We start from the raw sequence: 11,732 nt of genomic DNA, 5'->3' as shown, positions 1-11,732 counted from the left end.
CTCGGCGAATCCAAAGCCTCCGAGTTGCGCGGCGAATCGATGCAGGACGTGATTTTCAACGGCTCATCGCACCGCAAGCCTGCCGGACGCTCCTCTGTCGAGCTGGTGTTCGACAACAGCCTTGGCAAGGCCGCCGGGCAGTGGAGCCAGTATGCCGAAATCGCCGTCAAGCGCACACTGACGCGTGACGGCACCTCGACTTATTACATCAATAACCAGGCAGTTCGACGGCGCGATATCCAGGATATCTTCATGGGCACCGGCCTCGGCCCCCGCGCTTACGCGATCATTGGCCAAGGCATGATTTCGCGCATCATCGAAGCGCGCCCTGAAGAACTGCGGGTTTTTCTTGAGGAGGCGGCCGGCGTTTCCAAGTACAAAGAGCGCCGCCGCGAAACCGAAAACCGCTTGAACGATACGCGCGATAATTTGCTGCGGGTCGAAGATATTCTGCGTGAACTCAATACCAATCTGGAAAAGTTGCAGGCACAAGCTGCCGTCGCGCAAAAATTCCATGAACTGCAAGGCGATCAGGTAGAGAAGCAGAAGCTATTGTGGCTTTTACGCAAGAACGAAGCCAAGGCTGAGCAGGAGAAATATTTCCGCGATATTGAGAAGGCGCAAACCGATCTGGAAGAGCAGACCGCCAAGTTGCGGCATGTCGAAACCGAGCTGGAGCACATGCGGCAGGCGCACTATGCCGCCGGCGACCGCATGCACCAGGCGCAAGGCCATCTGTACCAAACCAACTCCGAAATCGGCAGCCTGGAAGCGCAGATCAAGTTCGTCATCGAATCGCGCAACCGGCTGCAATCGCAACTCAATTCGCTCAGCGCACAGCGCGATCAATGGCAGCGCCAGGGGACGCAATTTCAGGACGATCTGGTGGAAGCCGAGATGCACCTGGAAGAGTTGATGGCGCGTGTCGAACAATCGCAAGTGGCGTCGCAGCAGCACAACGATCAATTGCCGGCGTTGGAGCAAAGCTGGCGCGAGGCACAACTGAAGAGCACTGAGTCGCGCGGCAAGATCATGCAGATTCAGCAGCAGATCGAACTGGAATCGGCGCATCAGTGCAATGCTTCGAACATCCTCAACGGCTTGAGTGCGCGGCGCGAGCGGCTGTCGCAGGAAAAGAACGGACTCAATCTGCCGGACAGCGCCCATTTGAGCAACCTGCGCATGCAGCTCGAAGAAAAGCAGGCCGCTCTTGAAGACCTGGCGATGCAGGTAGAAGAGGCGCAGGAACAACTGCCGCGGCTGGAAGAAGAGCGCCGCAATGCACAGCAGCAGGTTAATGCCGAAAGCGCCAGCAATGCCCAGCTGGAAGCACGCCTGACCGCGCTCAAGCACTTGCAGGAAAGCGTCCAGACCGAAGGCAAGGTGCAACCCTGGTTGCAGAAGCACGAACTCGCAGGTTTGCCGCGTCTGTGGCAAAAACTGCATATCGACGGCGGTTGGGAAGCCGCGCTGGAATCGGTGCTGCGCGAGCGTACTTCGGCGCTGGAAATGTCGAACCTGGATTGGGCCAAGGCCTTCTTCAACGATGCACCGCCGGCCAAGCTGGCCCTGTTCACGCCGAACGGTGTGGCAGCAGCCAGTGCCGCTGAAACCCCGGCCGGGCTCAAGCCTTTCCTCAATCTGCTGCAATTGAACGACCCCGGTTTGCGGGCGCTGATGCAGGATTGGCTGCACAATTTCTATGCCGCCGACGACACGACAACTGCTTTCGCCGAACGCAGCAAGCTGCCGTTGGGGGGCAGCTTCGTCACGCGTCAGGGCCATCTGATCAGCAAGACCGGCGTGCGTTTCTATGCCTCCGATTCTGAGCAGGACGGCATGTTGGCGCGTCAGCAGGAAATCGAAAACATCACTAAGCAGTTACGCGCCCAGCAAATGCTGGCCGACGAAGCACGCTCGCGTTCGGTGCGCGCTGAGGCTGCGTTGTCGCAAGCGACGCAGCGGCTGCAGGAAATGCGGCAGCGCCATCATGGGTTGACGCAGGCGGTGCATGGTTTGCAGATCGATGTGATGAAACTGTCTGAACTGCAGGATCGCTTCAACCAGCGCAGTTCCCAGATTGCGTCAGATCTGGCGGAAATCGCGGCGCAGGAAAGTGAGCAACAGCAGACCAGGATGGAATCGGAAGCCAAGTTCGAACAACTCGACATGGAGTTGGCTGAGTTGCAAGAGATGCATGAGGATGGACAAACCGATTACCTGAGCAAGGAACAACAACTCAACGACGCCCGGCAGCGCTTGCGCGAAATGGAGCGGGCCGCGCAAGAAGCGGAATTTGCTGAAAAGTCGCACCGCAACAAGATCGAAGAACTCAAGCGCAGCATCGCCACCGCGCTGGAGCAAGCGGCGCAGTTGTTTGCCAACATGCAGCAGGGTCATCTTGAGCTGGAAAGCCTGGACGATCAAGCCGCGCAGGCCGGCTTGCAGGATTTGCTGGATAAGCGCAGTGAGCAGGAGCGCGCGCTGGCCGATACTCGTCACGAACTGGATCAGGTATCGCAGAATCTGCGTCAGTATGAGGACACCCGTCTGCAAGCCGAACGCAGCCTGCAGCCGCAGCGCGAACGGATCATGGAACTGCAACTGAAGGAACAGGCGGCGCGTCTGAATCAAGAGCAATACGTGCAGCAATTGCTCGAAGCGCAAGCCGATGAGGCTGCCTTGAGTGAGAAGCTGACCGCTGACATGCGGCCTTCATACTTGCAAGGCGAAGTTACGCGCCTGACCAATGCGATTGCCGCTCTGGGGGCGGTGAACCTGGCCGCGCTGGACGAGCTGGCGCAGGCTTCCGAGCGCAAGAACTTCCTGGATGCACAGAATGCCGACCTGACCGAGGCCATCAATACCTTGCAGGATGCGATCCACAAGATCGACAAGGAAACCCGCGATCTGCTGCAAGATACCTTCGACAAGGTCAACCATCATTTTGCCGAGCTGTTCCCGATTCTGTTCGGTGGCGGTCAGGCCAAGCTGATCATGACCGGTGACGAAATTCTGGATTCCGGCGTACAGGTGATGGCGCAGCCGCCGGGCAAGAAGAACGCGACCATTCATTTGCTCTCAGGTGGTGAAAAAGCGCTGACCGCGACCGCGCTGGTGTTCTCGATGTTCCAGCTGAATCCGGCGCCGTTCTGCCTGCTCGACGAGGTCGACGCGCCGCTCGACGATGCCAACACCGAGCGCTTCTGCAACATGGTCAAGCGGATGTCCAGTCATACCCAGTTCCTGTTCATTTCGCATAACAAGATTGCGATGGAGATGGCGCAGCAACTGATCGGCGTGACCATGCAAGAGCAGGGTGTATCGCGGATCGTGGCGGTGGATATGGAGGCTGCACGGAGTTTTGCGGCCGATCCTGTGGCTGCATGACGATTTTTTTATGGCGGCAACAGGCTGATTTTGCTAGTCTTAATGCAATATTTTTTAATGTCATATTTTGTAAAAAGCAGCTCGGTCGTTCAGGTTGACTGTATGTACATGAAATCGGTGACTTTTTATAAAAAAAGACTGAATACAAGCTACGCATTACAACGAATTTGAAGCATTTTTACGCGGTCACTGACAACCATTTTTGAAGTGTTTTTACCTCGGATTCAATCAATGACCAGTCCACAATTTCAGTCGCAAATTTGCGTTTTAAGCCGCCCTGCAAGCGCTTCTTTGAGCGATATGGCGGCAACTATTAAGGCATCAGCAGAATGACAGATCTACAAACCAGCCTGTTTATCATTGGAGGCGCGTTTCTTGTCGGCGTCATTTCGTATAACAAATGGCAGGAATACAAGGCCAAGAAGAGCGTCGAGCGGGCATTTTCGGGATCGCATGACGATGTCTTGATGACGCCGGGAAAAGATAGCGGCGAGCCGCAGGTGCGGCAAGAGCCGAAGCTGTTCGATGCCGAAAACGACGCTGATCGGGCGGCAATTGCAGAGCCGTCGCATGACGCCATCGAGCACATCGCGCAGCAGCATGCGCTGGAGCCGCAGTCCGGCAATCCAGCCGCAACCGCCGCTGGCCATGCTGCACCGGCAATGCGCAAGGAGTTGCCGGTAGACGACCTGATCGATTGCACAATCCCGCTGGTGCTGGAGGCGCCGATACGCGGTGACAAAGCGCTGCCCGCCTTGCAAAGCCTGCGCCATGTCGGCAATAAGCCGATTCATTTTGTTGGCGAAGACGCTAATGGCGATTGGGAGCCAGTGGCGCATGGTGGCATCTACAGCACTTTACTGGCCGGTGTGCAATTGGCTAACCGCAGTAGTCCGCTCAACGAAATCGAATATTCCGAACTAGTCATGCGCCTGCGTCAGATCGCGGATGACCTCGGCGCCGAACCTGATCTGCCGGACATGCCTGAGGTGATCAATACCGCACGCTCGCTGCATCAGTTTGTCATTGAGCACGATGCTCAGTTGGGTGTGAATATTCAGTCAAGCGGCGCGCCGTGGGCGATCAGCACGCTGCTGGCGGCGCTGGCGCGGCAAGGGTTTGATGCGCGCCCGGAAGGTCGCATGGTGATGTCCGATGGCGACGGCGGCCTGCTGTTTTCGTTGTCGACCAATGCCAGCGCAGTGGCCGAGACCGCTAGTCGCCTGACTTTGCTGCTTGATGTGCCGCGCGTGGCGCCGGCACGCGACGGCTATGGCGCCATGGTGGCTTGCGGGCGCTCGCTGGCGGCGCGCCTTGGCGGCGTGTTGGTGGATGATAGCAATCAACCGCTGACAGAGGTTCAGTTGGCCGAAATCGCCGGTCAGGTCGATGCCTTCTATCAGGAAATGGAAGCGGCTGAAATCCCCGCCGGTTCAGTCCGGGCTTTGCGTCTATTTAGCTAATTGCATGACACGGCTTTGGCGCCGTCTTAGGGTGGGGCAGATTTTTTGGCGTCGCGTTGCCGCAATAGTGTGCGGGACTGAAACAGATGCGACAACCGGATAAAAATACTGGGTAAAAATGCTACCCGACCCGCTGCCGGGCGCACCTTTCACAAAGAACACTATTTGCAGCAAGGCGTAGATAGAGCCGTCTCAGCGCGGCCTTTTTGCGTTGTATTCAACGGATATCACACATGCCATCTTCTTCATTTGACAACGCTGACTGGCGCGCCCGTGCGGCTTGGTTGGCGGCTGAGTTAAATCGCCACAATCACTCTTATTACGTACTCGATAATCCATCGATTCCGGATGCCGAATACGATCAATTGTTTGGCGAGCTGCAAGCGTTGGAGCAAGCTCACCCAGAATTGAACACGCCGGATTCGCCAACTCAGCGGGTCGGCGCCGCGCCCCTGCCGCAGTTCGAGCAGGTCACGCACTCGATCCCGATGCTGTCTCTGGGCAATGGCTTTGAGGATAACGATATTGTCGAGTTTGATCGTCGTGTCAGGGATGGTCTTGACATGCAGAGCGGTAGCGAGATCGAGTATGCCGCTGAATTGAAATTCGACGGCCTGGCCATCAATCTGCGTTATGAAGATGGCATTCTGGTGCAGGCGGCCACGCGTGGCGACGGCAGCACTGGTGAGAATGTTACCAGCAACATTCGCACGGTACGGGCTATTCCACTGCGTTTGCATACTGACAATCCACCCAAGGTACTGGATGTGCGCGCCGAAGTGCTGATGTTCAAGGCTGATTTCGCCAAGCTCAATGCGCGCCAGCGCGATGCCGGATTGAAGGAGTTCGCCAATCCGCGCAATGCCGCTGCCGGCAGCCTGCGCCAACTAGATTCGCGCATCACCGCGCAACGCACCTTGCGTTTCTTTGCCTACGGTATTGGCGTGCTGGAGGGCAAGGACATGCCGTTGTCGCACGCAGCGCTGCTGGATTGGTATAGTCAGCTTGGGCTGCCGGTGTGTAATGAACGCGGCGTAGTCAGGGGGGCTGCCGGACTGTTGGATTTTTTCCGCGGCATTGGCGCTAAACGCGCGCAACTGCCATATGAAATCGACGGCGTGGTGTGCAAGGTCAATCGTTTGCTGCAGCAGCAGACTTTGGGGTTTGTGTCGCGCGCGCCGCGCTTTGCACTGGCGCATAAATTCCCCGCTGAAGAAGCCACTACTCAGGTGCTCGATATCGAGGTACAGATCGGCCGCACCGGCGCAGTGACGCCGGTTGCGCGCCTGGCGCCGGTATTTGTCGGCGGCGTCACCGTGACCAATGCCACTTTGCATAATGAAGATGAGGTTCGGCGCAAGGATATCCACATCGGCGACACTGTCATCGTGCGCCGTGCCGGCGATGTGATTCCGGAGGTGGTGTCGTTTGTGCCTGAGTTACGGCCGCTTGATGCTGCGGCATTCTTGATGCCTGTTGCGTGCCCGATTTGCGGCTCGCCGATCGTCAAGCCGGAGGATGAGGCGATTGCGCGTTGTTCCGGCGGTTGGGTCAAATGCGCAGCACAACGCAAGGGAGGATTGCAGCATTTCGCTTCGCGTCGAGCCATGGATATCGAGGGGCTTGGTGATCAATTGATTGAACAATTGGTGGATCGCCAGGTCATTACCACAGCAGCCGATTTGTACAAGCTGGGACTGGTGAAGCTGGCCGAACTGGATCGGATGGCAGACAAATCAGCCCAGAATGTGTTGAGCGCGCTTGAAAAATCGAAATCGACGACCTTGGACCGCTTCATTTACGCCCTCGGCATCCGCCATGTCGGTGAGGCGACGGCGAAGGAACTGGCAAGCCACTTTGGCAACATCGACGCCTTGCTGCAAGCTAGTGAGGAACAATTGCTGGAAGTCGCCGATATCGGCCCGGTGGTGGCGCGTTCGTTGCTGACGTTCCTGGCTGATCCGCTCAATCGTGAGTTGATCGAGCAGTTGCGTGCCGCCGGCATCCATTGGCCGGAGAACTTGCCGGCAGAAAGCGCGTCCAGGCTGATGGCTGGTAAAACCTTCGTGTTGACCGGCAGCTTGCCGACCCTGACCCGTGATGCCGCAGCCGCCTTGATCGAGGCCGCTGGCGGCAAGGTGACAGGCTCGGTGTCGAAGAAGACCAGCTACGTGGTCGCGGGGGCTGAGGCCGGCAGTAAACTGACCAAGGCGGAAGAGTTGAATATCCCTATTCTGGATGAAGACGGACTCCGCATCCTTTTAGAAAGCGAACAAGGAACCCACCATGAGCATCATTAAAAAAGCCGTATTCCCTGTTGCCGGCCTGGGCAGCCGATTTTTGCCCGCTACCAAGGCGCAGCCGAAAGAGATGCTGCCGATTGTCGATAAGCCCTTGATTCAGTACGCAGTGGAAGAGGCGGTGGCGGCCGGCATCACCGATATGGTGTTTATCACCGGCCGCAACAAGCGCGCCATCGAAGATCATTTCGATAAAGCCTACGAGCTGGAAACCGAACTGGAGGCCGCCGGCAAGGAGCGCTTGCTGGAGCTGGTGCAGAACGTCATCCCCAAACACATCAATTGCATTTTCATTCGCCAATCGGAAATGCTGGGCCTGGGCCACGCCGTGCTGTGCGCGCGGCCGGTGGTTGGCAACGACCCGTTTGCGGTCTTGCTGGCGGACGATTTCATGGATGTCGCGCCAGGCCAGAAGCCGGTGCTGGCGCAGATGACGGACATTTTTGCGATTGAACAATCGAGTATGCTGGCAGTACAGGATGTGCCGCGTGCCGACACTAGGCAATATGGTATCGTCAGCATCGATCCTTATCAGCCAAATCTGGAGAAGGTCAACAGCATCGTCGAAAAGCCACAACCAGATAAGGCACCTTCGACGCTGGCGGTGGTGGGGCGCTATGTACTGACCAACGGTATTTTTGATCACCTGGATGGGCTGGGCAAGGGCGCTGGCGGCGAGATTCAGCTGACCGACGGGATTGCCGCGTTGATGCAGCATGAGCGAGTACTGGCTTACCGTTATACCGGACAGCGTTATGATTGCGGCTCCAAGCTGGGCTATCTGAAAGCGACGTTGGAGATGGGCCTGAAGCATCCCGAAACCGGGGTTGAGTTTGCCGAGTATCTGAAAAAATTCAACTAATTGGTTTTGATTTTTATCTGTAGACAATCTATAAACAAAGAGTACCTCATGACCGTTCGTGAAATCCTCAAGATGGGCGACCCGCGTTTGCTGCGCCAAGCCGAGCCTGTCACCGCTTTTGGCACTGCCGAGCTGGATGCTCTTGTCGCCGATATGTTCGAGACCATGCACGCGGTAAATGGTGCCGGTCTGGCGGCGCCGCAAATCGGCGTCAATCTGCAGCTGGTGATCTTTGGCTTCAGCAATAACGTCCGCTATCCTGATGCGCCGGCGGTACCGCAGACGGTGCTGGTCAATCCAATCTTGCGGCCGCTGTCGGAACAGCTGGAAGACGGCTGAGAGGGTTGTCTGTCGGTACCTGGCCTGCGTGGCGTCGTGCCACGCTGGACTCAGCTCCATTACGAAGGTTTCGACCAGTTCGGTGCGTGCATCAGTCGCGATGTCGACGGCTTCCATGCTCGCGTAGTGCAGCATGAATGCGATCACCTCAATGGTATTTTGTACCCGATGCGGATCAAAGACTTCACCCGCTTCGGCTACACCGACATATTGTTTCCCGGGCTGGATCCGAATCACGACGACTGAGTCGGGTTGCTGTCGTTGCGCTGCTTGCGTCGATGATTACGCTTGCGTGCAAGCCGCGACTGTGCGGATTAAATCTCTCAAATCTCCCAAATCGTTCAAATCTCCTAATCTATTGAAGATAGATATTCGATAGCGTAATATAATTGCCGGACATGTTTAACTTCAGCCTGGTCGCTTCGTCTCTGGTCGCCTCCACGCTAGCTTGGCATTGCTTTGCCGTGCGCGTACTGCGGTTCCTTCTTGCTGCGCGCCAGTCTGCCGATGACTTGTCCAATCTCTTGAGGAAAGCCCACCCATGCATCATGCAGTAGAAACGTTTATCCAGGATCTGGCCATGATTATGCTGATCGCTGGCGTTGTGACGGTGTTGTTCAACCGTTTCAAGCAACCGGTGGTGCTCGGCTATATTGTTGCCGGTGTCATCATCGGCCCGCACACGCCGCCATTTTCGTTGATTACGGACGAACGCACGATCCAGATTCTGGCCGAACTGGGCGTGATTTTTCTGCTGTTTTCTCTAGGGTTAGAGTTCAGCCTGAAGAAACTTGGCAAGGTTGGCGTCACCGCGTTTGTCGCGGCGCTGGCGGAAATTGTCCTGATGCTTTGGGTCGGCTACGAAATCGGCATCTATTTCGGCTGGAAGCAGATGGATGCAGTGTTTCTCGGCGCGATGCTGTCGGTATCCTCAACCACCATCATCGTCAAGGCGCTTAACGAATTGGGCATGAAGCGTGAGAAATTCGCGCAACTGATTTTCGGCATCCTGATTGTCGAGGATGTGCTGGCGATCGGCATGATCGCGTTGCTGTCCGGGGTTGCCACCGGCGGATCGGTGGATGCTGGCGATGCCGCCATCACGATCGGCAAGCTGGTGCTGTTCATGATCGTTTCGCTGGTAGCGGGGATCTTGATCGTGCCGCGTTTGCTGGACTATGTTGCCAGGTTCAAGAGCAAGGAAATGCTGCTGGTGACAGTGCTCGGCCTGTGTTTCGGGTTCTGTCTGCTGGTCATGAAACTGGAGTACAGCGTGGCGCTGGGCGCCTTCCTGATCGGCGCCGTGATGGCTGAATCGCGTCATCTGCACCAGATAGAAAGGCTGATAGAACCGGTGCGTGACATGTTCAGTGCCATCTTTTTTGTCGCCATCGGCCTATTGTTCAATCCCTCGATACTGGCGCAGTACTGGCTGCCGATTGCGGTGATTACGGCAGCGGTTGTGCTGGGTAAGGTGGTCAGCTGCAGCATGGCGACTTTCCTCTCCGGTCATGACGGCCGCACCTCGATGCGGGTCGGCATGGGGCTGTCGCAGATCGGTGAATTCTCTTTCATCATCGCAGCGTTGGGCGTCAGCTTGAAGGTCACCAGCGATTTCCTGTACCCGACCGTGGTAGCGGTTTCGGCGGTGACGACATTGCTCACGCCGTATCTGATCAAGCTGGCGGATCCGCTATCGATGCGCCTGGCCAAGGCGATGCCGGAAAAAATGGCCTCGGTATTCGGCATGTATTCGACCTGGCTGGCTAGTTTGCAGCCGCAGGGTGATCGCGCCGAATTGTCGCGCATCATCCGTCGCATCCTGATGCAGGTGGTGGTTAACCTGGCGCTGGTGGCGGCGATCTTCATCGTCAGCGGCTATTTTGCCGAAAAGCTTGGCGCACTCATTGGGCCCTGGATTGCCGATCCGCAGGTCCAGAACGCCATAGTGTGGGGAGGGGCATTGTTGATATCGCTGCCCTTCCTGATCGCCACCTATCGCAAACTGCATGCGTTGAGCATGTTGCTGGCTGAGATCAGCGTCACGCCAGAATGGGCTGGTGCTTACAATCATGCGGTAAGGCGCGTAATCGCTGAGGTGATTCCTGTGGTGTCGATCATCGGTATCATGTTGATGATCGCCGCCCTTAGCAGCCGTATCTTGCCGCCGACTAACCTGCTGCTGCCGGTGCTGGTAGCCGCCGCGGTGCTGGTGCTGGTGCTGTGGCAACGGTTTGTGAAGCTGCATTCGCGCTTGCAAATTGCGTTGCGAGAAACATTGGCTGAAAAGCCGGACGAAAATCACTGATATTCAGTTCAGAGCGGCGATTGATTTCAAAATCGCCGCTCTGCTTTGGTTAAAATAGCCTCTTTATTTCTTTTTTAAGATCAAGCCATGACTGCCATGACCCAGGACGAACTCAAGCTGGCTGTTGCCCGCGAAGCAATCAAATATGCGTTGGATGGCCAGATTGTCGGTGTCGGCACCGGTTCGACCGCCAATTTTTTCATCGATGAGCTGGCCAACATCAAGCATCGCATCAAGGGGGCGGTGGCTTCTTCCGAGGCGACTGCTGCGCGTTTGCGTGGCCACGACATCGAAGTGTATGACCTCAACCAGGTTGCCACCATGCCGGTGTATATCGATGGCGCCGATGAGATCAATGCCGACGGTGCAATGATCAAGGGCGGCGGTGCGGCGTTGACGCGCGAGAAGATCGTGGCGTCGGTGGCGGAGAAGTTCATCTGTATCGCGGATGGGTCGAAGCTGGTGAAGGTGTTGGGTAAATTTCCGTTGCCGATCGAGGTGATTCCGATGGCGCAGGCAGTGGTGGCGCGTAAGCTGATCAAGCTGGGTGGCGAGCCGCGTTTGCGTTTTAAAGATGGCAAGCCGCTGATTACCGATAATGGTTGCGTGATTATCGATATGCATGATCTGAAGATTACCGATCCGACCGAGCTGGAGCGGCAGATCAACCAAATCACCGGAGTGGTGACGGTTGGCCTGTTTGCACAGCAGGGCGCAGATATCTGTTTGCTGGGTACGCCTGATGGTGTGAAGACGCTGACGTTCTAAGAAATCACTGCAGCATGATTTAGTATGATTCAGTAAATACCTGGCGCGACCTGGTGCGTAGTTAAACGGGTCAGATCAGATTAAAGTGGACCCATCTGTCCGAGGGTGTGCTGGATTTTGTGTAAACGGAATTTCGTTTAATTCGGCTTCATCCGTTCTTCAAACTGGATAGTGAAGCGGTTAAGTGCTCCCTTCCTGAGCTTCCCCCGAAATTTAGTCTTCCATAGGTAACGTAAAATCAACGATCCTTTGGAAAGACCAGCAATGAAGAAGATACCAAAACAGATGTACACGGCGGAGTT

Annotated in this window: 6 protein-coding genes and 1 pseudogene; all 7 read left to right on the top strand. The window is 56.4% G+C overall.

All coding sequences use genetic code 11. The features are described from left to right. On the top strand, nt 1-3,390 hold a 3,390-nt coding region (smc, locus tag ACIQ0R_RS07090; protein WP_395825480.1), incomplete at its 5' end, for a chromosome segregation protein SMC. 329 nt (nt 3,391-3,719) lie between these two features. Continuing rightward, nucleotides 3,720-4,853, top strand: a complete 1,134-nt coding sequence (locus ACIQ0R_RS07085; RefSeq protein ID WP_395825477.1) for a cell division protein ZipA C-terminal FtsZ-binding domain-containing protein — start codon at nt 3,720-3,722, stop codon at nt 4,851-4,853. A 233-nt stretch (nt 4,854-5,086) separates the two neighbouring features. Then, nucleotides 5,087-7,153 (top strand): NAD-dependent DNA ligase LigA, encoded by a 2,067-nt coding sequence (gene ligA, locus ACIQ0R_RS07080; RefSeq protein WP_395825475.1) that lies wholly within the window; start codon nt 5,087-5,089, stop codon nt 7,151-7,153. Next, a complete protein-coding gene (gene galU, locus ACIQ0R_RS07075) occupies nt 7,140-8,015 on the top strand; it encodes a UTP--glucose-1-phosphate uridylyltransferase GalU (RefSeq protein ID WP_395825472.1) in 876 nt (291 codons plus the stop codon). The genes ligA and galU overlap by 14 nt, the downstream gene beginning before the upstream one ends. A 48-nt stretch (nt 8,016-8,063) precedes the next feature. Continuing rightward, nucleotides 8,064-8,600, top strand: a pseudogene (gene def / locus ACIQ0R_RS07070) (peptide deformylase). 295 nt (nt 8,601-8,895) lie between these two features. Next, nucleotides 8,896-10,662: a cation:proton antiporter gene (locus ACIQ0R_RS07065; protein WP_395825469.1), complete on the top strand. Its 1,767-nt coding sequence runs from the start codon at nt 8,896-8,898 to the stop codon at nt 10,660-10,662. A 96-nt stretch (nt 10,663-10,758) separates the two neighbouring features. Further along, nucleotides 10,759-11,430: a ribose-5-phosphate isomerase RpiA gene (gene rpiA / locus ACIQ0R_RS07060; protein WP_395825483.1), complete on the top strand. Its 672-nt coding sequence runs from the start codon at nt 10,759-10,761 to the stop codon at nt 11,428-11,430. Nucleotides 11,431-11,732 lie beyond the last annotated feature (302 nt).

Origin of the sequence: Collimonas sp. (genome assembly GCF_044339385.1) — a bacterium.
Classification (GTDB): Bacteria; Pseudomonadota; Gammaproteobacteria; order Burkholderiales; family Burkholderiaceae_D; genus Collimonas.
This window is presented reverse-complemented; position numbering and strand designations above follow the sequence as displayed.